Annotated in this window: 26 protein-coding genes; 2 read left to right on the top strand and 24 right to left on the bottom strand. The window is 44.8% G+C overall.

Annotated elements, in window-relative coordinates:
* Positions 1–38: 38 nt before the first annotated feature.
* The 11 genes from E2L07_RS07365 to E2L07_RS07315 all read right to left on the bottom strand — a co-directional run bounded on the left by E2L07_RS07365 (position 39) and on the right by E2L07_RS07315 (position 12,349).
* Positions 39–1,313, bottom strand: a complete 1,275-nt coding sequence (locus tag E2L07_RS07365; protein WP_134229265.1) for an ABC transporter substrate-binding protein — start codon at positions 1,311–1,313, stop codon at positions 39–41.
* A gap of 378 nt (positions 1,314–1,691) precedes the next feature.
* Positions 1,692–2,132 carry a D-aminoacyl-tRNA deacylase gene (gene dtd, locus E2L07_RS07360; RefSeq protein WP_010897411.1) on the bottom strand — a complete coding sequence of 147 codons (441 nt, stop codon included), beginning with the start codon at positions 2,130–2,132 and terminating at the stop codon, positions 1,692–1,694.
* A 28-nt stretch (positions 2,133–2,160) separates the two neighbouring features.
* Positions 2,161–4,347 (bottom strand): RelA/SpoT family protein, encoded by a 2,187-nt coding sequence (locus tag E2L07_RS07355; RefSeq protein WP_053431587.1) that lies wholly within the window; start codon positions 4,345–4,347, stop codon positions 2,161–2,163.
* A gap of 319 nt (positions 4,348–4,666) precedes the next feature.
* Positions 4,667–5,182: an adenine phosphoribosyltransferase gene (locus E2L07_RS07350; RefSeq protein ID WP_053431588.1), complete on the bottom strand. Its 516-nt coding sequence runs from the start codon at positions 5,180–5,182 to the stop codon at positions 4,667–4,669.
* Positions 5,182–7,536: a single-stranded-DNA-specific exonuclease RecJ gene (recJ, locus tag E2L07_RS07345; RefSeq protein ID WP_134229259.1), complete on the bottom strand. Its 2,355-nt coding sequence runs from the start codon at positions 7,534–7,536 to the stop codon at positions 5,182–5,184. The genes E2L07_RS07350 and recJ overlap by 1 nt, the downstream gene beginning before the upstream one ends.
* A gap of 61 nt (positions 7,537–7,597) precedes the next feature.
* Positions 7,598–7,915 (bottom strand): LapA family protein, encoded by a 318-nt coding sequence (locus tag E2L07_RS07340; protein ID WP_053431590.1) that lies wholly within the window; start codon positions 7,913–7,915, stop codon positions 7,598–7,600.
* A gap of 9 nt (positions 7,916–7,924) precedes the next feature.
* Positions 7,925–8,827: a cation diffusion facilitator family transporter gene (locus tag E2L07_RS07335; RefSeq protein ID WP_134229258.1), complete on the bottom strand. Its 903-nt coding sequence runs from the start codon at positions 8,825–8,827 to the stop codon at positions 7,925–7,927.
* A 320-nt stretch (positions 8,828–9,147) separates the two neighbouring features.
* On the bottom strand, positions 9,148–10,083 hold the full coding sequence (secF, locus tag E2L07_RS07330) for a protein translocase subunit SecF (protein ID WP_083445570.1): 936 nt from the start codon (positions 10,081–10,083) through the stop codon (positions 9,148–9,150).
* Positions 10,073–11,386, bottom strand: coding sequence for a protein translocase subunit SecD (gene secD / locus E2L07_RS07325; protein ID WP_134229257.1), 1,314 nt, complete (start codon positions 11,384–11,386; stop codon positions 10,073–10,075). The genes secF and secD overlap by 11 nt, the downstream gene beginning before the upstream one ends.
* Before the next feature lie 169 nt (positions 11,387–11,555).
* Complete coding sequence (locus E2L07_RS07320; RefSeq protein ID WP_010897403.1) at positions 11,556–11,831, bottom strand: post-transcriptional regulator; 276 nt, start codon at positions 11,829–11,831, stop codon at positions 11,556–11,558.
* A gap of 32 nt (positions 11,832–11,863) precedes the next feature.
* Positions 11,864–12,349 carry a COG2426 family protein gene (locus tag E2L07_RS07315; protein WP_243854931.1) on the bottom strand — a complete coding sequence of 162 codons (486 nt, stop codon included), beginning with the start codon at positions 12,347–12,349 and terminating at the stop codon, positions 11,864–11,866.
* A gap of 218 nt (positions 12,350–12,567) precedes the next feature.
* Here E2L07_RS07315 and spoVB point away from each other — a divergent pair, with 218 nt between their 5' ends.
* Complete coding sequence (spoVB, locus tag E2L07_RS07310) at positions 12,568–14,136, top strand: stage V sporulation protein B (protein WP_053431592.1); 1,569 nt, start codon at positions 12,568–12,570, stop codon at positions 14,134–14,136.
* A gap of 60 nt (positions 14,137–14,196) precedes the next feature.
* On the opposite strand, the gene E2L07_RS07305 is transcribed toward spoVB, so the two are convergent.
* The 3 genes from E2L07_RS07305 to E2L07_RS07295 all read right to left on the bottom strand — a co-directional run bounded on the left by E2L07_RS07305 (position 14,197) and on the right by E2L07_RS07295 (position 16,589).
* A complete protein-coding gene (locus E2L07_RS07305; RefSeq protein WP_053431593.1) occupies positions 14,197–14,448 on the bottom strand; it encodes a hypothetical protein in 252 nt (83 codons plus the stop codon).
* A 94-nt stretch (positions 14,449–14,542) separates the two neighbouring features.
* Positions 14,543–15,199, bottom strand: coding sequence for a DUF421 domain-containing protein (locus tag E2L07_RS07300; RefSeq protein WP_010897400.1), 657 nt, complete (start codon positions 15,197–15,199; stop codon positions 14,543–14,545).
* Positions 15,200–15,302: 103 nt separating this feature from the next.
* Positions 15,303–16,589, bottom strand: a complete 1,287-nt coding sequence (locus E2L07_RS07295) for an ArsB/NhaD family transporter (RefSeq protein ID WP_010897399.1) — start codon at positions 16,587–16,589, stop codon at positions 15,303–15,305.
* A gap of 178 nt (positions 16,590–16,767) precedes the next feature.
* Here E2L07_RS07295 and E2L07_RS07290 point away from each other — a divergent pair, with 178 nt between their 5' ends.
* On the top strand, positions 16,768–17,151 hold the full coding sequence (locus tag E2L07_RS07290) for a TIGR04086 family membrane protein (RefSeq protein WP_010897398.1): 384 nt from the start codon (positions 16,768–16,770) through the stop codon (positions 17,149–17,151).
* A 54-nt stretch (positions 17,152–17,205) separates the two neighbouring features.
* On the opposite strand, the gene yajC is transcribed toward E2L07_RS07290, so the two are convergent.
* From yajC to nadA, 10 genes are all read right to left on the bottom strand, one after another.
* The gene (yajC, locus tag E2L07_RS07285) at positions 17,206–17,472 is read right to left on the bottom strand and encodes a preprotein translocase subunit YajC (protein WP_010897397.1); all 267 of its coding nucleotides are present in this window, start codon (positions 17,470–17,472) and stop codon (positions 17,206–17,208) included.
* A gap of 36 nt (positions 17,473–17,508) precedes the next feature.
* Positions 17,509–18,648 carry a tRNA guanosine(34) transglycosylase Tgt gene (tgt, locus tag E2L07_RS07280; protein ID WP_134229256.1) on the bottom strand — a complete coding sequence of 380 codons (1,140 nt, stop codon included), beginning with the start codon at positions 18,646–18,648 and terminating at the stop codon, positions 17,509–17,511.
* 35 nt (positions 18,649–18,683) lie between these two features.
* On the bottom strand, positions 18,684–19,727 hold the full coding sequence (gene queA, locus E2L07_RS07275) for a tRNA preQ1(34) S-adenosylmethionine ribosyltransferase-isomerase QueA (RefSeq protein WP_134229255.1): 1,044 nt from the start codon (positions 19,725–19,727) through the stop codon (positions 18,684–18,686).
* 77 nt (positions 19,728–19,804) lie between these two features.
* Positions 19,805–20,020 (bottom strand): DUF2905 domain-containing protein, encoded by a 216-nt coding sequence (locus tag E2L07_RS07270; RefSeq protein ID WP_010897394.1) that lies wholly within the window; start codon positions 20,018–20,020, stop codon positions 19,805–19,807.
* On the bottom strand, positions 20,017–21,018 hold the full coding sequence (gene ruvB, locus E2L07_RS07265; protein ID WP_053431597.1) for a Holliday junction branch migration DNA helicase RuvB: 1,002 nt from the start codon (positions 21,016–21,018) through the stop codon (positions 20,017–20,019). The genes E2L07_RS07270 and ruvB overlap by 4 nt, the downstream gene beginning before the upstream one ends.
* 14 nt (positions 21,019–21,032) lie before the next feature.
* Entirely contained in the window at positions 21,033–21,644 is a 612-nt protein-coding gene (ruvA, locus tag E2L07_RS07260; RefSeq protein WP_134229254.1) for a Holliday junction branch migration protein RuvA, read from the bottom strand.
* Positions 21,645–21,748: 104 nt separating this feature from the next.
* Complete coding sequence (locus tag E2L07_RS07255) at positions 21,749–22,288, bottom strand: intercompartmental signaling factor BofC (protein ID WP_134229253.1); 540 nt, start codon at positions 22,286–22,288, stop codon at positions 21,749–21,751.
* A 133-nt stretch (positions 22,289–22,421) separates the two neighbouring features.
* Positions 22,422–23,333 carry a YhcN/YlaJ family sporulation lipoprotein gene (locus E2L07_RS07250; protein WP_134229252.1) on the bottom strand — a complete coding sequence of 304 codons (912 nt, stop codon included), beginning with the start codon at positions 23,331–23,333 and terminating at the stop codon, positions 22,422–22,424.
* A 78-nt stretch (positions 23,334–23,411) separates the two neighbouring features.
* Positions 23,412–24,626 carry a SafA/ExsA family spore coat assembly protein gene (gene safA, locus E2L07_RS21495; protein WP_208401995.1) on the bottom strand — a complete coding sequence of 405 codons (1,215 nt, stop codon included), beginning with the start codon at positions 24,624–24,626 and terminating at the stop codon, positions 23,412–23,414.
* 284 nt (positions 24,627–24,910) lie between these two features.
* Positions 24,911–25,957: a quinolinate synthase NadA gene (gene nadA, locus E2L07_RS07240; protein ID WP_420897793.1), complete on the bottom strand. Its 1,047-nt coding sequence runs from the start codon at positions 25,955–25,957 to the stop codon at positions 24,911–24,913.
* Positions 25,958–26,010 lie beyond the last annotated feature (53 nt).

Raw genomic sequence — 26,010 nt, 5'->3', positions numbered from 1 at the left:
ATGATCAAAAAGAGAAATCTTTTTGATCTTGTACGGAATTAATTAATCGCTGCGTTCATTTTTTCTTCCATGTTTTGAACGGCTTCCTCTGCTGTAAGTTCACCTGCGAGTAGCTTCGAAATTTCTACTTGCATAATGTCAGAGATTTCAGGGTAAATCGGTGAAACTGGGCGCGGAACGGCATTTTTCAACGTTTCCACAAATTCCTCGTTGGCAAATAGTGGCGAAGCTTCAAGCACCTCATCATCAGAGTAAAGGGCTTCGATTGTTGGCGCGTTTCCTCCGTGAATGGCCGTAATTTTTTGCCCTTCAGGACCAGTCATAAACTTCACAAGCTCCCACGCTGCATCAACATTTTCAGAATAGCGATTAATCATCACCATCCAGCCACCAAGGCCAGCGGCATTTCCTGCATCTCCTGCTGGAAGGAGAGAGAATTCAACATTTCCCGAAACGTTTGATTCATCGCCATCCGAAAGCGCTTGCATATATGGCCAGTTGCGGGCAAACACTGCATTTCCTTGGATAAAGGAGTTGGCCGTCTCTGTCTCCATAAAGTTCGTTATGTCACTTGGAACAACATCTGATTGAACAATTTCTTTCATTTTCTCTAAACCTTTAATCGCTTCTGGTGAATTAATGACAACCTCACCATTTTCATCAATGACAGCACCGCCATATGCTGCGATAAATTCGGTCGCATTGACGACCATCCCTTCATATTGCGCCGCCTGCATTAAGTACCCAAACTTAGTGCCTTCTTCTCCTTGTAAATCTTCTGCCATTTCAAGCAACTCATCCCACGTTGATGGTGGTGTTTCAACGATGTCGCTTCGATAATAGAGCAAACCAGCATCTGTAAATTTCGGCATCGCATATTGAATGCCTCCTACATTCCCTGCCTGTACCGTCCCTGGGAAGTATTGATTCATATCAATTCCGTCCCGTTCAATAAAACGGTCTAATTCTAAAGCATAGTTGGCTTGGGCAAATTCGGCAGGCCATATGACGTCGACGTCGAACACGTCAATTTCTGAGCTTTGTGCGCTGAACGCTGTCACATAAGCCGAGTGCTGTGCGCCTGTATCAGCAGGCATTTCTTGAAACTCCACTTTAATATTTGGGTGCTTTTCCATAAAGGCTTCAATCAGTTTCTCGTTACCACCTGTTTGATCATAGCCTCTCGCATAGGTGATCGTGACAACTTCATCATCGGCTGTTGCTTCCTCTTCTGTTTCATCACCTGGCTCCGTTGGTTCTGCTGGTTCATCCGTTGGATCAGAACCTCCGCAAGCTGCGAGCATTACTGACATGACAAGAGTTGCTGTTCCTAGCACAAAACGTTTTTTTAATTTTTTCACGCTTATCCCCCCATATGGAATCGATTTCACATCAAGACGGACATAACTCAAATTTATCGCATGATCACCTCTTTCTGAGCACCTATGGAATCGTTCTCATATATTTGCTCAAAACAATTGTAAGCGTATACATAACGGTCAGTCAATATTTTTTTGTTAAAAATCAAAAAATTTAACATATTAATCGTCTTGCTGTCATCATTGGAGATAGGAGAAATGCTCCTGTTGACAGTCGGGAAGTCCACTCGCATTCAGTTGTCGTCAAATGCGGTAGCGAGAACCTTAAAGTGAAAAAAAGATCCGACCGAATGTAGTCAGATCTTTCCTTCTCTATTTACTTTCTACAAGTAAGGTAACAGGTCCATCGTTAATCAACTGGACGTCCATCATGGCGCCAAACCGGCCAGTCTCCACGTGAAGGCCTAATTGCTCTAAATGGCTGTTAAGCGTCTCGTAAAGCGGTTCTGCATGTTCCGGTTTTGCCGCCTCCATAAAGTTCGGACGTCTCCCTTTTCTACAGTCGCCATAAAGGGTAAATTGGGAAATGGACAATATGGCGCCACCTACATCTTTTACCGATTGATTCATTTTCCCGCCCTCATCTTCAAAAATACGCAAATGAGCAATTTTCTCCGCAAGGTAGCGAGCGTCTTCCTCTGTATCCCCATGGGTAATACCAATGAGGAGAACAAGGCCATGGTCAATGGCACCAACAGTTTCCCCTTCCACTGTTACCTGTGCCTGTTTTGCTCGTTGCAACACAACTTTCATTACTAGTCACTCCTACAAAACCAACGTTCTAATTCATCACTCGTCGGACCGAATAAATGTCCTTCAGCTGCTTAATTTTCTCAACCACTTTATGAAGGTGGTCGATGTTGTGAATAGAGATCGTCATATGAATCGTCGCCACCCGATTTCGATGATCCGAACGACCTGAGACAGCATTGATCAGTGTTTTGCTTTCCGTCACCGCCTGAAGGACTTCGTTCAATAAGCCATTCCGATCAAATCCTGTAATCTCAATATCCACATTGTAATTTTTATTTGATTCTTTATCTCCTTCCCACTCAACTGGGAGAAGTCGTGTTTTAGCTTCTTCAGTGTTAATGTTCGGACAGTCTTGGCGGTGGATCGATACCCCTCTCCCCTTCGTAATATAACCGACGATTTCGTCTCCCGGAACAGGGTTGCAACAGCGTGATAAACGGATCAACAAATTGTCGACCCCTTTTACCCGCACACCGATCGTTGTCTTTTTCTTCGGTGCGACGCTCTGCACTTCGGACAACGCTTCTGCTAACGATTGTTCTTCTTCTTTATCCTGTTGTTTGCGCAGCTTTTCCGTTAAGCGATTAGCGATTTGCTTCGGGCTAATACCGCCATAACCAGCCGCTGCAAACATATCCTCTTCACCTGCAAAGCTAAACTTGTTTGCCACCGCCTGGATGTTTTCCTGTGTTAACACTTCTTTCGGATCAAAGTCTAGGATACGAATTTCTTTTTCTACTGATTCTCGACCCTTCGCAATGTTTTCTTCCCGCCGTTCCTTTTTAAACCATTGCTTAATTTTATTTTTGGCATGGGATGATTGCGTAATTTTCAACCAGTCTTGACTCGGCCCATATGAATGCTTCGACGTCAGAACTTCCACAATGTCACCCGTTTTTAACTGGTGATCTAAAGGAACCATTTTCCCGTTTACTTTTGCTCCAATACACCGATTGCCAATTTCTGTATGAATACGATAAGCAAAATCAAGTGGTACAGAGCCCCTCGGTAATTCGATGACGTCCCCTTTCGGAGTAAAGACAAATACCATGTCCGAGAACAAGTCCATCTTTAACGATTCCATAAATTCTTGAGCATCGTTCGTATCGTTTTGCCATTCAAGAATTTCCCTGAACCATGTTAACTTGTCCTCCATCGGGTTAGCCAAAGTTTTACCTTCTTTGTACGCCCAATGAGCCGCCACCCCGTACTCAGCCACTCGGTGCATTTCCTCTGTACGGATTTGTACTTCCAATGGATCCCCATTTGGGCCAACAACGGTCGTATGCAGTGATTGGTACATGTTTGCTTTCGGCATAGCAATGTAATCTTTAAACCGACCAGGCATCGGTTTCCAACATGTATGAATAACCCCGAGACCTGCGTAACAATCTTTAATATTTTTAACGATAATTCTGACAGCTAATAAGTCATAAATTTCGTTAAACTGCTTGTTTTGTAGCACCATTTTTCGGTAGATGCTATAGATATGTTTTGGTCGACCTGAAATTTCCGCCTCCACTTTAATGTCTTGCAATTGTTTACGGATCTTGTCAATGACATCTTCAATGTACTCTTCTCGCTCCGCACGCTTTTTCTTCATGAGATTCACAATTCGGTAGTACTGTTGTGGATCCAAATAACGTAACGCGATATCCTCAAGCTCCCATTTAATCGTCGAAATCCCTAAGCGATGTGCTAAAGGCGCGAAAATTTCCAGCGTCTCGTTCGAAGTGATCCGCTGTTTTTCAGGGGGCATGTAGCGTAACGTACGCATGTTATGAAGGCGATCCGCAAGCTTAATTAAAATGACGCGAATGTCTTTCGCCATAGCCACAAGCATTTTCCGGTGATTTTCCGCTTGTTGTTCTTCCTTTGATTTGTATTTGATTTTTTTCAGTTTTGTCACACCGTCAACGAGCATGGCGACCTGCTCGTTAAATTCTTTTTCTAACGCCTCCACCGTTACATCCGTATCTTCAACGACATCATGGAGGAAGGCGGCAGCAACCGTGTTTGGATCAAGCTCAAGATCAACGATAATGCCAGCCACTTGAACAGGGTGTAAAATATACGGTTCCCCTGATTTCCGATATTGGCCAGCGTGGGCTTTCTCCGCAAACTCATACGCTCGCTGCAAAAACTCAATATGATGCTCATCTAAATAGCGACTTGCCTTTTCCAGGACTTGATCTATGGTCATGAAATCACCCATCTACCCATTTCTTGAACAGCGCCTAAGGACGATCAACGATGGTCAGCATGTGACACGATCGACTGTTACATTTTATTATAATACCTTCTATTATCGTTAAGATTGAAGCGTATGTAAAGGAAAAGCTATAAATTTTGTCGAACAAAATCGATACAATGTTTCCACATATTTGCTAATCGTCATGATTCTTATCCGTATAGCTAGTTCACTCGTTCTAAAATAAGCATGCATCAAGAGAAAACTGGGCAACAGTAAAGATTCACTTCTATCATTGCAAATGTTTTAAAAAAGCACCTGCTAGGCAGATGCTTGGTGTTCATTATTCATATGTTGTAAGTGAGAACACATCGTACGTTTCCAATTTATCACGGCCATTTAAATAACCAAGCTCTATCATGAACGCAATCCCGACAACTTCACCGCCAAGTTGCTCTACCATTTGAACGGTCGCCTCGATCGTCCCGCCGGTTGCAAGCAAATCATCGGCAATTAACACGCGTTGACCTTTCTGAATGGCATCTCGATGAATCGTTAAACGATCCTTTCCGTACTCTAGTCCGTAATCCACAGAAATGACTTCGCGCGGCAATTTTCCAGCCTTTCTTACAGGAACAAACCCTTTGCCAATCGCATAGGCAATTGGACAGCCAACCACAAATCCTCGAGCTTCGGGTCCAACGACCAGATCCACTTCCTTTTCCTTTGCAAATCGTGCCATTTCGTCAATTGCTCGCTTGTACACTTCGCCGTTTTGCATCAATGTTGTAATATCTTTGAATCGAATGCCTTCTTTTGGAAAGTTTTCTACAATTGTAATATGCTGTTTAAAATCCATCACTGAATCGTCTCCTTGATCTTACGTTCTTGAATCGCTCGAGTGAACCATTGCTTTAACTCTTCATAGGACGAATAAACAAATTGCTGTTCAATCGTTGCTTGTTCTTGTTTCATTCGAAATGTTCGCGATTGATCCAAGCCTTTTTTTTCGGGTGCCTCCACAAGCGTGATCACCCCATCTTTTATTGTAACAAAACCTAGTTCGAAAAACACCTTGGCCATGAATGAGATCGTTTCTTCCGTCCAACCACGGGTATAGGCAAGCCTTTTTCCATGGGTATGAAGATTAAACTGTTTTTGCTTCATTAAAAAGCCATAAAACCAGCGAAAATGCTCTCGCGTCGGATTCGTTGAAAAATACGAATCTTCCTCTTGATAGAAGATCGAATAAATCCGACTTGGACATCCTCCTTCAACAAAAAGGGCGGAAAGCTGATTTGATTCCACCGGGGGATCGAGTAAAACAACGTACCGATTTTCCATGCTAGGGATATTTGCTAGGTCATTTCCATCGAACACGTTAAACGAGGCTAAACCTAACGCCTGTACTGTTTGCTCACGGAAGGCTATAAGCAGTCGTTTCTCTTCTGGCAAGCCTATGATCCGCTCAGACAATATGTCGACCCGTGCACTGCGCCAGTCGAAGAGTTGCCATTCGTTCACCGCCAAATCTTCAATCATTAATTGTGGCTTGACGTGACCGTTCCATTCATTAATAGACAAAACTCCGACGGCCGAAACTCTAGCTGTTGGCGAAATCTCATCGGATAAATGGCCTAAATGAAAGCCGACCCCGTCAAGGGTTGTGCCGTTTTGTTGAAACGTCACTTTTAAATGATTTGATGCTGCGCCAATTTTCCGCATCCCTTCGATCTTCACATCAGTTAACATGACTTTCGGTTCTGGATTGCCAACGCCATAAGGTGCGAGAGCATTCATTTTTTCGATGGTAGAAACGGAGATCTCATCGACCGACGCTTGCACATCAATGCGTGTGATCGGTATAAAATCCTCCGGTCGTAACGCCTTCCGTGCTTGAGCATTCATCCGTTTTCTCAGTTCGTCTACATCTTGAAGGCTCATCGTCAAACCCGCAGCCATTGGATGTCCCCCAAAGTGAGGCAACAGCTCGCGATTTTTAGATAGCTCATGAAACATATCAAACCCTTCAATGCTCCGCGCGGACCCTTTGGCTATTCCTTTTTCTTCATCATAACTTAATATGATCGTCGGGCGGTAAAACGTCTCCACTAATCTGGAAGCAACAATTCCAATGACACCAGGATTCCAACCATGTCCACCGACGACGAGAACGTGATTGTCTTCTGGTGGATATAATTCTTTTACTAGATTAATTGCTTCAGCAGCAATCTCTGAAACAATTGCTTGGCGCTCTTTATTCAGTAAATCGATTTGTTCGGCTAGCTGTTGCCCTGTCTCTACTTGATCGGTGATCAACAATTCAACAGCCGGTTTGGCCGAATCGAGGCGTCCGGCGGCGTTTATTCGTGGACCGATGCCAAAGCCGACATGCTCCGCCTGAACGTTATCTTCATGAAAACCGCAAACTTTTTTCAACGCCTGAATTCCTGGCTTCGTTGTTGTTTCGATCGCCTTTAATCCTTCTTTTGCTAACCAGCGATTTTCATCTGTTAGAGGAACTAAGTCGGCAATCGTGCCAATGGCCACAAGATCGAGCAAATCATAGGGGACCCGTTCCAATAGGGCATGGGCTAGTTTAAATGCGACCCCAACACCAGCTAAGTGTTTGCACGGGTAAGAGCAGCCAGGCTTTTTCGGGTTAATTATGGCCACTGCATCTGGAAGCACTGGTGGTGGTTCATGATGATCCGTCACAATAAAATCTAGTCCGATCTCTTTCGCAACCTCTGCTTCATGAACAGCTGCAATTCCGGTATCAACGGTGATCACTAGTTGATAGCCTTCTTCCTTCGCCCACCTGAGAGCGTTTTCGTTCGGACCGTACCCTTCAGTAAACCGATTGGGTATGTAGTAATCAAACTGGGCTCCAAGCTCACGCAATGTATAGACCATCACGGACGTGGAGCTAACGCCATCCGCATCATAATCACCGTAAATCAAAATCTTTTCCTCGGCCTTGATCGCTTGCCTGACCCGAGCAACCACTTGTTCCATTCCATCAAGCTCATACGGATCATGAAGGAGGGACTCGTCCACTTGTAAAAAAGTCTTCGCTTCTTCTACCGTGTCGATCCCGCGAATCACTAAAAGTTTGGCAACGATCGGTTCTATATGTAAATGTTCAAGCAGCGGACGGATTCGTTCGTCCAGCTGCTCTGCTACGTTCCATCTTGCTTTCGATTCTAGCATATGAACACCCCTTGACCATCCTATTATACTAGAGGGATTAAGGGGTGACAATGATGTTCTTTTACGATTTATCAGAGTCCGTAGAGGGACATTTGTCGTCTCTCTCTTGTTGATCAGCGCCCGTTTGTTGAGGCTGCTTTGTGCGAGCCGTTCCTTTTAGACGACGCACCTCGTGCTGAAGCTGATAGATTCGTACGATCGACAAGCCTCCTGCCATTAAACTTCCCATGAGCACAGACCCTAAGATGACTAAAATGAGCGGCCATTCGGCTGTCCCAAACAAATAGTTCACCTGGACCGGATCGACATTAATGACAGCAAAAACGGCAATGATCAGTGCTGCCAAGAGTCCTAGAATTAATCCCCACTGTCCTTTCATATAAACCTCCTACGAGTCCTTTCCGTTATAAGGGTTCACATGCACGAACACATCGTGAACATTTGGCTCTAACATGAGCCGTTCTTTCACCGCTTTTGCGATCGTATGTCCGTCCTCTACGGTCATGCGAGGGTTGACGGCAATTTTTATATTTATGATCACATAATGTCCATGCTCTCGTGCATGAAAAGCATCAAGGTTCATGACCCCGTCCACACTTTTTGCCGCTTCTCTCATTTCCACAGTATCTTCATCATGAAGCACATGATCAAGTGTATTATGAATCGCTTGATTTCCAAGATCCCATGCCATTTTACCAATTAGCACAGCGACGACAGCACTAGCCACGGCATCACCGTACACGAGCCACTGGATGTGAAGATAGCCGCCAAGAATCGCGGCGCCGATCCCGAGTAGAGCGGCAAATGAAGAAAGAACATCGGAGCGGTGGTGCCAAGCGTCGGTCACAAGCGCGTCGCTTTTAAATTTTTTACCTAAATAGTGTTTATAACGAAACAATCCTTCCTTTACGAAAATGGAGATGAGTACCGCATAAATCGCTAATGTTCGTGGGACTTCAACCGGTTCGAAAAAGGATTGAAAAGCTGAAACAGCAATTTCAAAACCAACAATAAAAAGCAGGACCGCCACTATGATCGAAGCAACTGATTCCGCTTTCCCATGGCCGTACGGATGATCTCTATCAGGCGGCATTTTTGCGGCACGAACCCCAATTAAAACGACGACTGAGCTAACCACATCTGAGGCGGAGTGGACCGCATCAGCAATTAGCGCTTTACTATTGGCGATCACGCCGACAATGGCTTTCATTGCAGCTAATCCAAGGTTAGCGACAATTCCTATCCATGCAGCAAATCGAAGTTTTTGGTAGCGAACCTCTTCTTCTCTCAATGTATCACTCCCTACAGTTTTTGACTGCTAGCCTCTATCAAGTTAACGATATGAAACACTCTTATCCGTGTGAAGACCACTGTCTTCTTATCATACCCGAAATGGAATGGTTTCTATCAGTGATTTAGCAACTCTTCTTCCATTTCATAAAAAAAAGGAAAGCGCCTGCTGAAAAACGAGCGACAGGGAGCTTGCAAATGAATGACGATTGCTGCTTTAGCTAACCATCTCCGTTTTTATTCAAAGAGGGTTACACCTTTATAACGTTAAAGTTTCAAAAAGAAAAGACATGACCGAGCCTGTCAGTCATGTCTAGAAGCTTATGGTGTTGGTTCTTCTTCAGGTTGAACTGGTTTGGCACGGAACTTTTTCTTTTTTAGCTGTTTCGATTTCCATACTAACCATAGTTGAGAAGCTAAAAACATGGAGGAATACGTTCCAGCAACCAATCCGATCAGAAGTGCAAACGCAAAGCTACGAATCGCCTCGCCACCAAATACAAAGATCGCAGCCGCAGCAAACATAACCGTTAAGACCGTATTGATCGAACGGGCCAATGTTTGTACAAGGCTTTTATTGACAATGTCTGCTAAGTCGTCAAAGCCTTTGACTCGCTTGGCATATTTCATATTTTCACGAATCCGGTCAAATGTAACGATCGTATCATTGATCGAATACCCGACGATCGTTAACACCGCCGCAATGAACGGAACATTAACCTCAATTTGCAACAAGCTAAAGACAGCAATGATAAAAAATGCGTCATGGAACAAGGCGACAATTGCTGCAACTCCATACAATAGCTCAAAGCGAATCGTGACATAGATAATGATCCCAATCGAAGCAATGAGGACGGAAATTAGCGCATTCCGTGCCAGCTCTTTCCCGACAGTTGGTGACACGGTACTTATGTTTGGCATCAGTCCATATGCATCATTGAAATGATTTTGAATGGTTGCAATTTCGTCTTCTGACAAGTCACGACTAAAGGTAGCATATGCCAATTCATTGTTGTTCCCTGCGAGTGTGATGTCATCAGGCTCAAACCCGATCGCTTCAAATTCAGCCAGTACCTCTTCGCTCGTTAAGGTGGACTCTCCTTGTACTTCAATTCGCGAGCCGCTTTCAAAATCGATCCCTAAATTCAGCCCGAACGTTAACAGCACGATGATCCCAATGAGCGTGAAGAGCCCTGAGATGAGGAAGAACTTTTTTCGATGTTTAACAAAATCGATCTCTCTGTCTTTAAAGTTCACTAATCTCACTCTCCTTCACGCCAAACAAGCGAAACTTTTTGTTCAAAGCCCGGCTGTTCACCCAAAGACCAAGGAGTAAGCGCGAACCGAATACAGCAGTAACAAAGCTCATCAAAATACTGACGATTAACATCACCGCAAACCCTTGAACCGAGCTTGTCCCATAAATATAAAGGACCGATGCAGCAAGAATCGTTGTAATGTTCGCATCCAAAATCGTCGAGAGCGAACGTCGGCTCCCGGCCTTAAAGGAGGACATGATCGATTTTCCTGATCGAATCTCTTCCTTAATCCGCTCATAGGTAATGATGTTCGCATCGACCGCCATCCCGACACCAAGAATAAGCGCCGCGATTCCTGGCAAAGTCAAGACGGCATTCATCCAATTAAAGATGAGGAGAACTAAATAAATATAGACGGTTAATGTAATGGTAGCGATCATTCCCATGAATCGATAGTACAAGAGCATGTACAAAAAGATGAGAGCCACGCCAATAAACCCTGCGTAAACAGTACGCTCCATCGCTTGCTCCCCGAGCGACGCACTAACGGAGTTGGACGACAATACGTCAAGCTTGGCTGGCAGTGAGCCCGCATTTAAAATGTCCGCAATGAAACGGGTTTGCTCTACCGTAAAGTCCCCGCTGCGATTTTCAATCATGACATCCCGCGTAAACAACGGCTGATTGACAGATGCAGCAGAAATATATTTCGGACTTGCTTTCATCGCTTCTTCCGCATAAGAGTCTACCCCTTCTTCAAAATCAAGCCATATGACGAGCAAGTTTTCTCCCATTGGACGCTGAGAAATTTCACGGGTAATTTCCCCGAATTGATTGGCATCCTTTAACGTTAGCGTGACAATCGGCATGTTCGTATCAGGATGGAACGAAGCACTTGCACCATTTTCTGCAAGGTCCCCACCATCGAGCAGTACCTCGTCGTTTACGTCGCGAATCGTTAAATTAGCTTCTGTTGCTAAAAGCTCACGGGCTGTTTCCTGATCTTCAACACCTGCAAGCTGCACGCGAATCCGATCGTCCCCTTCGATCTGGATGTTCGGCTCAGATACTCCAAGAACGTTGATCCGTTGATTCAACGAGCTGACGGTCGCTGTTAACGTTGCCTCCGTCACCTCAGCCCCTTCATCAATTGGACTCACTTCATATAAAATTTCAAATCCTCCTTGCAAATCAAGGCCTAGCTTGATCTCACGGGTCACATCCATGACCGTCTGTGAAATAAGCACGCCAAGAGCAATGACGATAAGAAAAAAGGCGGCAATCCGTCCTTTTTTAACCATAGTAGATGACTTCCTCCTTCGACAAAAGGCAACCTTCTCTCGTTTCTTCGTCGCCTCTTTGGTTAAGATCACTATGTACAATTCCTTTCATTATAAGGGCTTCCGGAAATCCCTGTCAATTTCCACAATTCGTTTACGAGACAATGGAATGGGAAAAGGAGCCTGAAGCCTACACCTCAAACTCCTGGAACCAATCTTCCGGCTGCTTGTATGCTTCGGCTGTAAGCCATGTCATGTATTGCTGCGGTGACAAGGCTAAGATCGCATGAACAAATACATGCTTTGCAACAAAATTCTTTTCCTTCCGAAGCCGGTGTAGTACACACGCCCATACTTCGTCCTCTGTCGCCCGATCATAGCCTAATAGATGAAGTTCGTCCACCTTGCTCACAATCGCAGGATGAACGTCGTCGCGCCAAAGTTCAAATTGCTGTTTTTCTTCCACAAACTCCCCTCCCTTCTAACCAAAAATGTCGGTTAAACGAGGATATACGAAAATAGCGTCATGACTATGCCTGCAATAACAACCCCTGCGGACACGGCAAAAAACGCAAAGCGAAACGGAATAAAAAAGAGTACGGCCGCTAAACAAGCCGAATAGGCTCCTGTTGTTGGCAATGGCACTGCCGTAAAGAGAATCAAACCGATCGCGCCGAACTTTTCCACGTTGTTGCTCTTCTTCATTGTACGATTGTAGAGCCAATCATACAATCTCTGATACCACTTAAACCTCAGCATCCAACCACTGATCGGCCGGAACAACAGCAAGATCGGGACAATGGGGAGTAAATTACCAATGATTCCAAATAGGAGCGCTTCCCATGGGCTTAAACCAAGGATGACACCTAATGGGATGCCACCACGCAATTCAACGATTGGCACCGCAGAAACGAGTACGACAAGTAATTCAGTCGGCAAAAAGCCAAATTGCTCGACAAGAATGTCGGTGATGAACTCCTTCACGTTGCTTCGTCCTTTCTGTATCTTTCAATCTAGTAAAACAACTTGTCATGCTTGACCCACTACTAAGCATATAAGTAATAACGGAAAATATCCATCCTTTTTTGTACGTAATAAATGTTCACACATATTTCAAGGCGCAACTATAAAAAATATTCGCTTCTACCAATACGGCTTGGCGCAAGCAAGCCAAGTTTTCCAAAGAAAGTAGGGGGGCAAACATGTCCAAGCAGACGTTTCTGAAAGGCACTTTTATTCTGATTATCGCAGGGCTCATCACAAGATTTCTCGGATTTGTGAACAGAATCGTCGTCGCACGTATTATGGGTGCTGAGGGGGTAGGCCTATATGTCATGGCTGTGCCCACCTTGCTTCTCGTCATTACGATTACCCAATTCGGTCTCCCAGTTGCCATTTCAAAGCTCGTAGCCGAGGCCGACGCTTTAAATGATCGCTCACGAATTAAGCGAATTCTCGTCGTGTCTACGACGATTACACTGACGCTAAGTATCGTCTTTACGACCGCGATGATTTTGTTAGCTCCCATGATAGCGTCCACCCTTTTAACCGATTCAAGGGCGTATTGGCCACTTGTAGCCATTTCCCCAATTGTCCCGATCGTGGCCCTTTCATCGGTCATGCGCGGCTATTTTCAAGGGTTGCAAAACATGAAACCAACCGCTTATTCACAAGTAATTGAACAAGTGGTTCGGATTACATTTGTCGCTTTATTGACAAGCGCCTTTCTTCCATTAGGGGTCGAATATGCTGCTGCTGGAGCGATGATCTCCGTCGTCCTCGGTGAACTAGCTTCCTTGCTGTATATGATCGTCATGTTCAAACGAAAAAAAAGCTTTCGTATCCGTCAGAAGTTTTTTGCTTATTTAGGAGAAGGGAAGAAAACATTCGTCGACCTTATGGCCATTTCCCTGCCGACAACCGGGAGCCGCTTAGTCGGATCGGTCTCTTATTTTTTCGAACCAATTGTCGTCGCCCAAAGCCTTGCGATTGCCGGAGTAGCAACGGCTGTAGCCACACAGCAATACGGTCAGCTCGCTGGGTTTGTCATTCCATTATTAACGCTACCAACGTTTATTACGTATTCTCTTTCAGTATCACTCGTTCCTGCAATTAGTGAGGCCGCTGCGAAAAAACGGTATCCATTAATCCATCATCGCCTTGGCCAAGCGCTGCGACTCGCTATGCTGTCAGGCGGGATATCCGTTGTTGTCCTCTACGTATTTGCCGAACCAGTTATGGCGTTAATGTACGACGCGCCTGAGGCGGCTGTTTTTATTAAAGTAATGGCGCCATTTACGATCTTTTTATACTTCCAGGGTCCACTCCAATCGACGCTACAAGCCTTAAATTTAGCCAAAGCTGCGATGATGAATAGCTTTTATGGGGCGATTGTGAAAATCGCTGCGATCTTCGCTCTTGCTACTCGACCAGAGCTTGGCATCATGGGAGCCGCGTTAGCGATTGTGATCGGGATTCTCCTCGTCACCACGTTACATTTTGCTTCTGTTGTAAAAACCATCAGTCTGACGGTGAATATCATCTTTATCGCCAAGGCTTCCGTCCTTCTCGGAGCATCCGTTGTCTTTAGCAGTCTCGTACATCGTTATGCATTTTCAGATTGGCCCCTTATGATACAAACATTGCTAGCGATCGGACTGACGGTGTTATGTTATGCGTTGCTCGCCCTACTTCTCGGCTTAGTGAAAAAAGAAGAAGCCACGCGAATCCCTCTGATCGGCTCATTCTTAAGCAAGCTTATTCCAGCATAGATTGTTGTAGGATATCAATAAAAAAACAGCTGACTCTACATTTGAGAGTCAGCTCCTTGATTAAATCCAAAATAGAGCAGCGCCTAGAGCAAACCCAGCAATGGCTGCAAGTGCGACTGGGAAGAAAGGACGCCAGCCCCAGCCCCATCCGTAACAAAAACCACCAGGTCCTCGATGCCCTCCGACAGGCTCCAAGTAGACATATTGGTGATCCACCGCTACAATTCGACCGACGTGGCGTTTTCCGCATTTTTCAGTGATTTGAACCACTTGGCCATGATGTTTGCAGCACAGATCATAGTAATATCCCATAGTATCGTAAAGCCTCCCTTTTGTGAAGCGTTCTAAACTATACTATGGGATTGACCCTCCTCTCGTTTCCACGCTTATCCACTGTATTTCGCCCTTATTTTTCATCCTTTATGTCAATAAAAAACGTCCCATCCTCTTTTATGGCACAGTAGGAAATTTTTTTTATGTCTCGATAGCCGAGTTTCCTTAATTGCTGTCTTAGCCATAGAGACGTTTTATTTATTTTCTCCAAATGTTTTTCCTGAACCTTTCCATCCAATATGAGTGGTAACGGTAAATAAGAAGAGCTTTTCCCAGAAAACGGACGCTTTTCGATTACCGATAGTTTGCCTGAAGGCTCTAAGATGGCGAATTCAACGTCTGATATATCGCGGACATTGCTTTGACGAAGCTGAATGAGCAGATCATCAAAATTGTAGCGCTGTTTGCGCATTTCCCTTTCATCAATTTTCCCTTGACTAATTAACACCGTCGGCTTTCCGTCCACAAGTCGGCGCATCGTCTTACTTTTTAATGAAACATATGCAAAAACAATTTGAATAAGCGAGAGAACGACAATCGGAATAATCGTATTCATCATCGACACTTGGATATTCTCAATTGAAATAACAGCTAATTCCGCAATCATGATGGAGACGACAAAGTCTAGAACAGATAGCTGTCCAATTTCTCGTTTCCCCATGATTCGCAAGACGAGCAAAATGATAAAGTATATGAGGATTGTACGAAGAATGATTGTCGGGTACTCCATCAGGCTCCTCCTTCATCTTTATGACTAGGGTTCCCGCAGATGAAGGAGACGATAAGAGAAAGAGTTTGGAAATCCTGTTCGAACTTGACGTTAAGGTATTTTTCTAAAAATAAATCAAATACCGAATGTACAAATAAACAGTACAAAGTAAAAACGATACGAGGGCCACCGGAGCCCCTACTTTTAAAAACTCTAAATAACTGAAGGACTGTTTTGCTTGAACGGCAAGCCCTGCCACGATTACATTAGCGGTAGCGCCAATAACCGTTGCATTCCCCCCAAGACAAGCGCCAAGGGCGAGCGACCACCATAGTGGGTCCAACTCTCCGACTCCGTACTCTTGAAATTCCAAAATGACGGGAATCATCGCAGCAACGAACGGAATGTTGTCAACAAATCCTGATAAGATGCCGGACCCCCATAAAATAAACAGTGAAGTCTTTGGAATGTCTCCTTCTGTATAATAAATAATCGCCTTTGCAATTTCATCAATGATGCCTACCTCTTTAATTCCACCGACAAGCATAAATAGACCGATAAAGAAAAACAGTGTTACCCATTCAACCGAACGAAAGACTCCCTCCATATCTTGCTCATTTTGAGTGATTAACATTAATAGCAACGCTCCTGCCATTGCGATACTTGTTAGCTCCACAGGTAAAAACGGTTGGATCGTGAACCCAATGGTCGTTAAGGTCAAAACGGTCATTGACTTTATAAGGAGAGGACGATTTTTTAAATATGACGTCGGGTCCACACCTCTTAGTCTGGAGCGATCTTCCGCCGTCACGGAGAGTTGCCTGCGGTAGTATAAAATAAGACCAATGAGCACAACAAAGAAAATCACTGCCACAATTGGTCCTAAATGAAGCAAAAAATCGTTAAACGACAAATGGGCCACGGCCTGCCCAATCATTAAATTGGGCGGATCTCCAATCAATGTAGCGGTTCCACCAATATTTGAGGCCATCACGAGTGTTAATAAAAACGGGACGGCGTTTAATTTAAGTAGGTTCGTTAGCGTTAAGACGATCGGGACAATCAACAAGACCATCGTCACGTTATTAAGAAAAGCCGATCCGATGGCAGTTATGCCAGCAACAACAATCAGAAGCGGGATTGGCCGTCCGTCAACTTTTTGCGCTAAGCGGATGGCCATGTATTCAAAAAAGCCGCTTTGGCTTGTAATGGAAACGAGTATCATCATGGAAAGAAGCAACGTAATCGTGTGCCAATCGATGTACTGTAAAAACGCAGCGTCGAGAGGGTAAATGCCCACAAATAACATGAGGACCCCACCGAGACAAGCAACAACGGCCCGATTAAACGTTTCTGCCATGATGAGAAGATAGCATATAACAAAAATGACTAAAGCTAGGGTTAATTCCATGAAAGCGGACTCCTTCCATCACGTTTATACCATCCTATGACAAGCCATATCCAAACATGTCCATAGCTCGGAGTTCCACCATATTTTTCATCAACGATTGTCGCGAATAAAGTAAAACTTCTAATTAAATACAAGCTTGAATATGTATTGTACAAACATGGAAAGGAGTCGGATGGACATGAGTTTAAAAAACTGGGGTCCTGCTTTATTGATGGGGCTTTTAACGATTATGATTGTCGTCTTATCCTTTAGTTTGCTCGCCTCTCTTATCGTTCATTTTTCTTCCTTGACAGAGATGTCGTTCCAGTGGGCGATTTTGGCAATTGCCTTTATCGCTCTCTTTCTTGGCGGAGCAGTAGCTGGAGCTAAGACGAAGGAACGGGGATGGATGATCGGAGCGCTAACTGCTTTGTTTTTCTCATTAGTTACGTTTCTTATCATGTTTCTCGGTTACAATACAACGTTTACGACGAGCCAAATGCTGATTCATGGAGGGTATTTGCTTGCGGGGATGCTCGGGGGCATTATTGGAGTAAATTTCAGCGGGGGAAAGGATCGTTGAAAAGAGGATGAGCAAAGAAAAGCGCAGCTACTGAGGCTGCGCTTTTCTTATGTATTAATCTGGATTGACGACTTCGCGGATCGCTGAACGATCAAACGTAAGTTTACGATTATCGTTTACAAGAATGACCACTGTGCTCTCATCAAGAGAATCAATGGTCCCATGAAGTCCACCGATGGTAACGATTTTGTCTCCGCGTTGCAAATTATTATGCATTTCTTGAATTTGCTTTTGCCGCTTTTGTTGCGGACGAATAAGCAAGAAGTAAAAAATCGCAAACATTAAAATAAGCGGAATTAAAAATCCTCCAAGACCTTCCATTCATTTTCCCTCCCTTCCATTACGAACGACTTCCAATCAGAAATTTTTCGCATTCGGCTGATTGAAGCCATATTGCTCAAAAAATTCTTCCCGAAAGTCCAACAATCGATCATCAAGGATCGCTTGTCTTACGTCCTTCATTAATTTTAACAAGAAATAAAGGTTATGATAACTGGTTAATCGAAAACCAAACGTTTCGTCACATTTTACTAAATGACGAATGTAGGCACGGGTGTATGTTTGACATACGTGACAATCACAATTTTCATCGAGCGGTCTGAAATCTCGGGCATATTTTGCATTTCGTACGACTAATCGACCATTGCTCGTCATACATGTGCCGTTGCGGGCGATTCGAGTCGGCAGGACACAATCAAACATATCGATCCCACGAATGGCGCCATCAATAAGGGAATCCGGTGAACCGACCCCCATCAAATAACGCGGTTTATTGGCAGGCAATAGCGGTGTTGTAAATTCAAGAACACGATTCATGACGTCTTTCGGTTCACCAACCGATAACCCACCGATCGCATAACCTGGAAAGTCAAGTGAGGTAATGTCCTGCGCGCTTTGCCTGCGCAAATCCTCATATTCTCCACCCTGAATAATACCAAATAGGGCCTGATCCTCTGGCCGTTTGTGGGCTTTAAGACAACGCTCAGCCCAACGACTCGTCCGTTCCACCGATGGACGCATATAGTCCCGTTCCGCTGGATATGGCGGACATTCGTCAAACGCCATCATAATATCAGAGCCGAGGGTATTTTGGATCTCCATTGCTCCTTCAGGAGATAAAAATAACTTTTCTCCACTCAAATGGTTGCGAAAATGAACCCCTTCTTCTTCAATTGTACGCAAATCGCTCAAACTAAATACTTGAAATCCGCCAGAATCGGTTAAGATCGGACGATCCCAGTTCATAAACTCGTGTAATCCACCCGCTTCTTTCACGATATCATGACCTGGTCTCAGCCATAAGTGGTACGTATTGCTTAAGATAATTTGCGCCCCAAGCTGTTTTAACTCCTCAGGACTCATCGTTTTGACCGTTGCTAACGTTCCAACAGGCATAAAGATCGGTGTTTCGATCGTCCCATGGGGAGTATGAAGCTTCCCTAGACGAGCTCCTGATTGCTTACATGTTTTTATGAGTTCATAGGTGACTGCCGCCATTGTGACTCCTCCTTCTTTCCTGCATCCGATGCCGCTTATGAATTTGTCTTTTTATCATAAATGAGCATCGCATCGCCAAAACTGAAAAATCGATACGATTGCTTGACGGCATAAGCATAAGCGTTCAACAGATTTTCCCTTCCAGCCAATGCACTAACAAGCATCACGAGCGTCGACTTCGGAAGATGGAAGTTCGTTATAAGACCATCTATTCCTTTAAATTCATAACCAGGATAGATGAAGATAGACGTCCATCCCGAGGTCTCGACAAACTCGTCGTGTTCTTGACGTATCGTTTCAAGTGTGCGCGCAGATGTGGTCCCAACGGCAATAATTCGCCCACCTTGTCGCTTTACCTCATTTAACAGGCGAGCAGTCCCAGCGCTCATCTGATAAAATTCTGCGTGCATCTCATGCTCCTCAATCTCTTCCACACTTACCGGGCGAAACGTCCCTAACCCTACATGAAGAGTGATAAACGCAAGGTGCACCCCTTTTTGCTTCAATTGATCGAGCAGCTCCTCCGTGAAATGAAGCCCTGCCGTTGGCGCCGCTGCCGATCCACGATTTTTGGCAAACACGGTCTGATATCGATCCTTATCATCGAGCTGTTCTTTAATATAAGGTGGAAGGGGCATTTCACCGAGCTGGTCGAGAACCTCATGGAAAATCCCCTCGTATGAAAACTCAAGCACCCTTCCCCCATGCTCTAGCTCCTGTACACATGTTGCTGTCAGTTCGCCATTGCCAAAACGAATAATCGTTCCGACCTTCAGCCGTTTGGCAGGCTTCACTAATGTTTCCCACCGATCCCCTTCCATTTGCTTTAGCAAGAGAACTTCAACCTGAGCCCCCGTTTCTTCTTTCACTCCAAACAGTCGAGCAGGAAGGACACGTGTATCGTTAAGGACGAGACAATCACCGGCCTCTATAAACTGAAGCAAATCAGGGAATTTTTTATCTTCAACCGCTCCTGTATGTTTATCCAATACGAGCAAACGAGACGCCGTCCGATCCTTAAGCGGCGTCTGTGCAATAAGCTTTTCTGGTAAGTGAAAATCAAAATCACGTACATTCATCTTTCGTCACCTTTTCCATCCGTTCAAATTGCGATCTTTCCTATCTTACAAAAACGAAGACTACTTTGGCAAGAACGTTAACGAAATCGTCCAAGCAAAAACAAAATGAGCGATAGGACGATACTAATGATAATCGACGTCATGATCGGAAAATAAAACGTGGCATTTTCTCGTTTAATTAAAATATCTCCTGGTAATTTTCCGAGCGGTAGAAACCGACCACCGATTTGCCAAAGAATGCCGATGATAATGAGAACAATGCCAAGGGTAATGAATATTTTGGGGATGTTCATTTATTTGGCACCTCCATGTTGAAATGCTCGTAAGCAAGTGGTGTCACAACGCGTCCACGAGGCGTTCGTTGCAAAAAGCCAATCTGCAGCAAATACGGTTCATACACTTCTTCAATTGTGTCAGTCTCTTCACCGATCGTAGCCGAAATCGTTTCTAGACCAACCGGTCCTCCGTTAAACTTCGTCATAATCCCTTTTATTAATTTATGGTCAATATGATCCAATCCTAACCGATCCACCTGTAATCGTTCCAAGGATTCAATCGCCCTGCTTAAGGAAATACGCATATCCCCCGAAACTTGAGCAAAGTCACGAACCCTCCGCAAAAGACGATTAGCGATTCTTGGCGTCCCCCGTGATCTTCGGGCTATTTCAATCGACGCGTCTCGCTCAAGCACTGTATCGAATATGGTGGCCGTTCGCTCAATGATCGTTTTCAGTTCTTCCACATTGTAATATTCCAACCGTGCCATCACACCAAATCGGTCTCTAAGCGGCGAGGATAACATCCCAGCCCTTGTCGTCGCCCCTACAAGCGTAAATGGTGGTAAATCAAGACGGACGGAGCGCGCCGTTGGTCCCTTGCCTATAACAATATCGATACAATAATCCTCCATGGCTGGATAGAGCACTTCCTCCACCATCCGGTTTAACCGATGAATTTCATCAATAAACAGAACATCCCCCGGTTCCAACGCGGTTAAAATAGCTGCCAAATCACCTGGTCGCTCAATCGCTGGACCTGATGTTGTTCGCATTTGCACCCCTAATTCGTTGGCGATGATCGCTGAAAGTGTCGTTTTCCCTAGTCCCGGGGGACCGTAAAGCAGTACATGATCTAACGCTTCCTCGCGCATTTTTGCCGCCTCAATAAAGACCTTTAAATTTTGCTTCACTTTTTCTTGACCAATGTACTGCTCAAAGGAATGCGGTCGGATGCCTTGTTCAACCGCAGCTTCTTCTGTTTGTGCTTCCGCTGATACCATACGCTCTTCCATGTTCGTTCACTCCCTTAGCGGTTCAACATAAGCTGCAATGCTTTTTTAATATACGCATCGGTCGTTAACGTTTCCTGCTCGAGTTTTGGCTTCACTTTCTTAAGCTCTTTTTCCACATACCCTAGTGCTTTTAGCGCCTCCATCGCCTCATCGAGATCCTGGTTCCCAGCGTTTTTCTCGTGAGGTTTTGGCTGCTCTTCCTTCTGAGAGAAAAGACCTGGGGGCAATTCATCCACTTTTCCTTTTAAATCAAGGATGATTTGTCGGGCTGTTTTCTTTCCTACGCCAGGAAACTTGACTAAAAAGGCCTCATCTTCCTCTTCAATCGCCTGTATGACATGCTCCGGTTGACCAGTAGCTAAAATGGCAAGTGCTCCTTTCGGTCCTATGCCTGAAACATTTAAAAGCTTCTCAAACAATGAACGCTTTTCCTTTGTCCGAAAACCATATAAGCGGATCACATCTTCTCGAACATATTGGTATGTATAAATGGTGATCACGGAATCCCGTTCTTTTTCAAACTCATATGGGTTTGGGCAATACACTTGATAACCCACCCCATGAACCTCAACGACGGCATATTGATGGTCAATACCCGTTAATGTTCCTCGCAAGTAATCAATCACAGCTCGTACTTCCTTTCCACAAAATAAGTCCGTCTTTATTGTAGCATAACGAGAAGAAAGTACGTGAAAAACCCCTCTTGCTTTTTCCGCAAAAGGGGGCGTCTCTACATTTCCTCTTGACGATACGGGAGACAAATGGAAAGTACTTCTCGGTAATCGTCGAGGGTCCCAATCCGAATGCCGGACCGCAATTGATCGTGAAGCCCACTTTCCAACTTTTTCGTATCCAATCGAAAAAACGATTGGATGATCGGCTGCTCTTCTGCTGACCCATCGTACAGGTTCAGCTGTCCATCGTTTGAAATACTAAAAAAACCATTAGCCTTTGTTAAAGGAGACAGGTCTGGGACATCCTTTTTTAAAATCATCTCGTCTCCGTTTTGAGAAACAAAAATCCATCCATGGTATTGCCCCATTAATTGTTCAATCGTCTCGATTGGTTCGGTTATATACTCTTCACTTATTTCACCATCTACGTAGTGACGTTCGAGTCGTACTGAAATGGAGGTCGAATGAGTTTCAGCTGCCACTGCAATTTGATTCCCGCCCATGGCTACAATCGAACTAATGAGAAAAAAGTTAACGATCACCATAACTGCTAAAATCGAACGAAAAACCATTTTCATAAAAATGAATTGTTCCATTGTTCTCCACCGCCTTAAATAATTAGCGATCTATGTAGAAAGTGTTTCCAAACTCTATGGATTTTACTCGTTCAAGGGAAAAGTCCTTTACATTAGAAAAAGAGGAGCTAATACAGCTCCCCTCCCAAAATGACTATCGAGTTCGTTCAAACGGACGTTGTGCTGCGCGACCAAGATCTTCTAACATCGTTCTAAAAGTGGCCTTGACTTCGTTCCAAGCCGCTCCAGTACGGAGACGGTCATCCATCGTACGCACTCGGTCAAACACATCGGCATCTGTGACAACGTAAACATCTTTATCATCATCCGTCATCTTTTCAACCGTCCGTTTTACATCACGACGGACATCTTCTTGATCTCCTCGTGTTTGGACTGCAACAACGATATCCCCGTTATGGGCAACAACGCGACAGTCTTCAACATCGTCCAAACGTTCCACACGCTGTACAATGTTTTGAACCGTTTCTCCGTCGTACTCTTTATGGTAGCGAACTTGATCGTCGGTCACTGTTCCACGAAGGTGTTGTCTTCCTTCTTGGCGTGGTACTGCTCGATCTTGTTGGGTTAATGCTCTTTGACGATGAGTCTGTCCTCCCATCGCACCTTGACGCCCTCGATTTAATGGATTAATGATACCATCATCATCAACCATTCCAGGACGGTCATTTCCGGTAATACCAGCTCGTATTCCTGGTCCACGACCGTGCGGGGCAACTCCATCACGAGTAAAACCAGCGCCTGGTCGTACCGTATCATATGTCCCCATATGCGTACCATGACCTGCTCCACGGTGAAGTCCGCCCCGAGCGCCATGTTGGTCTAGGCGTCCGTAGGCACCTCCACGGTAATCAGGCGTCATCATATCTGTTACAGGACCTTGTCCGCGATAGCGATTAGCAGTATAAGCACCACTCATGTCTTGAGCTTCAAAGCCTACACGACGGTTATGCGTTTGCATATCTTGTGCAGCTGGATCTCCACCACATGCGGCGAGACCACTTAAAAGCATCGTTGCTGCTGTGAATGAAATGGCCATTTTTTTCATCGGTTTTAAAAGCCTCCTTTCACCTTTTAGACTGGCTTAAGGAGGCTCTCTTTAGTCTGTTAGTTACTGGAGTGACTGTCAATCTTCGTAGTCATCTTCTTCCCGATACTGATTTGGCACTTCATAATCACTGAATTGACTTGGCGCTCCCCATCCCTGTCCAGAACCTGGCATCATTCCATATGGAGAATGTCCCATTCCATGCATTTGTTGCGGCTGTGTGCCAAATGGCATCATTTGCGGTTGCATTGGTTGCTGAGACATTTGTGGCCATTGCTGTGGATGCACGTTTTGATCCATTTGCGGCCATTGCTGTGGATGCACGTTTTGATCCATTTGCGGCCATTGTTGCGGATGCACGTTTTGATCCATTTGCGGCCATTGCTGCGGATGCACGTTTTGATCCATTTGCGGCCATTGTTGCGGATGCACGTTTTGATCCATCTGCGGCCATTGTTGTTGCATTGGGTGACCCCACGTTGACGGTGGCATCATATCAGGTGTCCACTCGTGGTGGCCAAAATCCATTTGGGGCATCGTTGGGTACATTCCATGTGGACTATGCATTCCATGAACAGGACCTGGGCTACATCCTGGCATTAATGGACTCACCGGTTGCCATTGAGGTTGAACGCATTTACTCACTGGCATATGCATAGGCATTTGTACAGGCATTGGTTTCGGTTTTGGCATCGGTTTATGGACAGGTGCGGTCACCATCGGCATCGGCTTCGGTTTTGGAGGAGGCGGAGTAGGCTTCGGCATTTCTTTTTTTGGCATCTCTTTTTTCGGAAATTCTTTCGGTGTCACTTTCTGTTTAGGCATTTCCTTTTTAGGCATCTCCTTCTTTGGTACCTCCTTTTTAGGGATTTCCTTTTTGGGCATCTCCTTCTTTGGTGGTTTCGGAATCGGTGCCACAGGCGGTTTCGGCTGTCCGTAATAATTAAAGTTCAAATGAGTTTCATACATATTTTGCGTTTTTTCCGTTACTTTTGCTTCCTGTGTCACTTTTGGGTGGGGCATCGTTGGCATTTGCGGCATGACATGAGTTGGTGGTGGAGTCGGTGCTTCTTTCGGATGGATTGGTTGCACCGGTTGCTCTTTCACCTGAACGTGTGGTCCTTCTTTTTTCACTGGCACGCTTCCTGTCGGAATTTTGATCTTCATCCCAGGCATGATCATATCGGGATTCGCTAATTGGCTATTTGCTGCCTTTAGCTGTTCAAAATCCACTCCGTACTTTTTGGCCAGCTTCCATAAGGTGTCCCCTTTTTGCACAATATGAATTTTCACGTTACACTCCCTCCTATAGTCATCATCCTATGCAGTATTGGGCAAATCGCCACTATCAAATTTCTGACATGATGTGACAAAGGCGCCGGTAACAATCTATCTCAGCAAACTTTATGTCGCCTTGATCAAAAATATGTGTCAAGGTTCGATTTTTTTCAGGAGAAAAGCTTGTCTTCTTGCAAAATCCTTCGTTTCTAACTTTTTCTTCGGAAAACACACCTTACGAACGTTTCTCTTGAAAATGAAATGAAAAAAGTTCACGACAATCATCGTGAACTTTTCATCTAAGCTCGATCGAGCATGCGCTGCAACGCTAAAAGAGCCTGTCCCCGATCCTTATCCTCCACCTTGATCGGATGCTGGAAAATCCCCTCCGCCAATTGATCTAAGCTCCAGCATAAATGCTCAATATCGATGCGATTCATCGTTAAACAAGGACACATCGTCGGGTTGAGGGAAACGATTTCCTTGTCAGGGTGTTCATTTGCTAAACGGTTGACTAAGTTCATTTCCGTTCCTACCGCCCATTTTGTTCCAGAATCAGCGCTCTCAATTGTCTTAATAATATAATGGGTAGAGCCTGCATCATCTGCATGGATCACCACATCGTGAGTACATTCTGGATGAACGATGATCGACATATCAGGTTCATTTTTCCGCAAATGTTCGATATGTTTCACCGTAAATTTTTCGTGTACAGAACAATGGCCTTTCCAAAGAATCACCCGTATGTTCTCTAACGGCTGATCTGTCTCCAACCGTTCAGTCTCAGGATTCCAAACAGCCATCGCCTCAAGAGGAATTCCAAGTTCGTATGCTGTGTTCCGACCTAAATGTTGATCCGGTAAAAACAACAACCTTTCCTTTTGTGTGAACGCCCACTCCAGCATCTTTTTTGCATTTGATGAAGTAACAGTAGCCCCTCCGTTCCGACCGCAAAACGCTTTTATTGCTGCTGTACTGTTCACATATGTCAACGGGAGGATCGTATCACCAAACATTAATTGCAATCGCTCCCACGCTCTTTCGGTTTGGTGAATATCGGCCATATCGGCCATGGAACAGCCTGCACGCAAATCGGGAAGTAACACCGTTTGCTCTTCGCTTGTTAACAGATCAGCCGTCTCTGCCATAAAGTGAACTCCACAAAAAACAATAAACTGTGCCTCTTTTTCTTTTGCTGCCATCTGTGCTAACTGTAGTGAGTCTCCTGTTTGATCCGCAAATTGGAATACCTCATCTCGCTGGTAGTGATGGCCTAACATCAAAAGTTTTTTCCCAAGCCTTTCTTTATGCTGGCGAATTCTTTCCTCCAATTCAACTCGTGTCATTTGCCGATACACGTCTGGCAGTTTTTTTGACTGTTGTAACGTATCGAAAACGT

Source organism: Halalkalibacterium halodurans (assembly GCF_004376175.1).
In the GTDB taxonomy this organism is placed as follows: domain Bacteria; phylum Bacillota; class Bacilli; order Bacillales; family Bacillaceae_D; genus Halalkalibacterium; species Halalkalibacterium halodurans.
The sequence above is the reverse complement of the archived record's forward strand: the minus strand, read 5'-3'. Positions and strand labels throughout refer to the sequence as shown.

What these genes read in the sequence shown, in the direction of transcription:
- E2L07_RS07350 (WP_053431588.1), bottom strand. Translation starts at nt 5,182, where the DNA reads ATGGATTTTAAACAGCATATTACAATTGTAGAAAACTTTCCAAAAGAA.
- E2L07_RS07270 (WP_010897394.1), bottom strand. Translation starts at nt 20,020, where the DNA reads ATGAACATCCCCAAAATATTCATTACCCTTGGCATTGTTCTCATTATC.
- E2L07_RS07295 (WP_010897399.1), bottom strand. Translation starts at nt 16,589, where the DNA reads ATGGAATTAACCCTAGCTTTAGTCATTTTTGTTATATGCTATCTTCTC.
- queA (WP_134229255.1), bottom strand. Translation starts at nt 19,727, where the DNA reads ATGAATGTACGTGATTTTGATTTTCACTTACCAGAAAAGCTTATTGCA.
- E2L07_RS07300 (WP_010897400.1), bottom strand. Translation starts at nt 15,199, where the DNA reads ATGGAGTACCCGACAATCATTCTTCGTACAATCCTCATATACTTTATC.
- tgt (WP_134229256.1), bottom strand. Translation starts at nt 18,648, where the DNA reads ATGGCGGCAGTCACCTATGAACTCATAAAAACATGTAAGCAATCAGGA.
- E2L07_RS07250 (WP_134229252.1), bottom strand. Translation starts at nt 23,333, where the DNA reads ATGAAAAAAATGGCCATTTCATTCACAGCAGCAACGATGCTTTTAAGT.
- E2L07_RS07365 (WP_134229265.1), bottom strand. Translation starts at nt 1,313, where the DNA reads ATGTCAGTAATGCTCGCAGCTTGCGGAGGTTCTGATCCAACGGATGAA.
- E2L07_RS07255 (WP_134229253.1), bottom strand. Translation starts at nt 22,288, where the DNA reads ATGGAACAATTCATTTTTATGAAAATGGTTTTTCGTTCGATTTTAGCA.
- recJ (WP_134229259.1), bottom strand. Translation starts at nt 7,536, where the DNA reads ATGCTAGAATCGAAAGCAAGATGGAACGTAGCAGAGCAGCTGGACGAA.
- E2L07_RS07290 (WP_010897398.1), top strand. Translation starts at nt 16,768, where the DNA reads ATGAGTTTAAAAAACTGGGGTCCTGCTTTATTGATGGGGCTTTTAACG.
- E2L07_RS07305 (WP_053431593.1), bottom strand. Translation starts at nt 14,448, where the DNA reads ATGGGATATTACTATGATCTGTGCTGCAAACATCATGGCCAAGTGGTT.
- dtd (WP_010897411.1), bottom strand. Translation starts at nt 2,132, where the DNA reads ATGAAAGTTGTGTTGCAACGAGCAAAACAGGCACAGGTAACAGTGGAA.
- yajC (WP_010897397.1), bottom strand. Translation starts at nt 17,472, where the DNA reads ATGGAAGGTCTTGGAGGATTTTTAATTCCGCTTATTTTAATGTTTGCG.
- E2L07_RS07355 (WP_053431587.1), bottom strand. Translation starts at nt 4,347, where the DNA reads ATGGGTGATTTCATGACCATAGATCAAGTCCTGGAAAAGGCAAGTCGC.
- nadA (WP_420897793.1), bottom strand. Translation starts at nt 25,957, where the DNA reads ATGACACGAGTTGAATTGGAGGAAAGAATTCGCCAGCATAAAGAAAGG.
- secD (WP_134229257.1), bottom strand. Translation starts at nt 11,386, where the DNA reads ATGGTTAAAAAAGGACGGATTGCCGCCTTTTTTCTTATCGTCATTGCT.
- E2L07_RS07340 (WP_053431590.1), bottom strand. Translation starts at nt 7,915, where the DNA reads ATGAAAGGACAGTGGGGATTAATTCTAGGACTCTTGGCAGCACTGATC.
- spoVB (WP_053431592.1), top strand. Translation starts at nt 12,568, where the DNA reads ATGTCCAAGCAGACGTTTCTGAAAGGCACTTTTATTCTGATTATCGCA.
- ruvB (WP_053431597.1), bottom strand. Translation starts at nt 21,018, where the DNA reads ATGGAAGAGCGTATGGTATCAGCGGAAGCACAAACAGAAGAAGCTGCG.